This is a genomic window from Methanotorris formicicus Mc-S-70, from assembly GCF_000243455.1.
GTDB lineage: Archaea > AGJL01 > Methanococci > Methanococcales > Methanococcaceae > Methanotorris > Methanotorris formicicus.
Map to the genome: position 1 here is coordinate 1 of NZ_AGJL01000116.1, position 726 is coordinate 726.

1 protein-coding gene is annotated in these 726 nt (G+C 23.0%); it reads left to right on the top strand.

What is annotated here, in order from left to right; genetic code table 11:
- Window positions 1–726 (top strand): glycosyltransferase family 4 protein (locus METFODRAFT_RS09630; RefSeq protein ID WP_007045441.1); only part of this gene is annotated, 726 nt, incomplete at both ends.

Below are 726 nucleotides of genomic sequence, written 5' to 3' on the forward strand. Positions count from 1 at the left end.
CTTCCGAACAATTGAATAGACCTTTAACTGGAAGGGGATATTATATCTATCATTTAATAAAAATTCTTTCAAGCAATACCAATAAAAATAATTATGATATTTATTTAATTAATTATAAAAATACTCAGATGTTCCCAAATCTAAAACATATTATATTAGAAAATCCATTTAAAAGAATTACAAAATCATACCAATTGTGGTATTTATATTTACCTCTTGGATTATATGACATTTCAAAAAAAGTAGATATTGTCCACTGTATTAATGCAGAACCAATATATTTAAAACCAAAAAATATCAAATTAATTACTACGATTTATGATATTATTCCATATTTGTTTCCTAAAACATATACTTTTTCAACATCTTTTAGATTTAGATTTATATTGCCTAAGACTTTAAAAATTTCTAATAAAATAATAACAATTTCACACCACACAAAACAAGATATTATAAAACACTTTAAAATCCCAGAAGATAAAATAAAAGTTATTCACTTAGCAGCAAATGAAAACTACAAACCATTAAATGAAAATGAAATAAACAAAGTAAAAGAAAAGTATAACTTAAACTATCCATTTATATTGTATGTTGGAACATTAGAACCTAGAAAAAACATTCCGACACTGTTAAAAGCACTTTATAAAATTAAAAAACAAGGAATAAATCATAAATTAGTAATCACAGGTAAAAAAGGATGGAAATACAAATCCATCTTTGAAACCA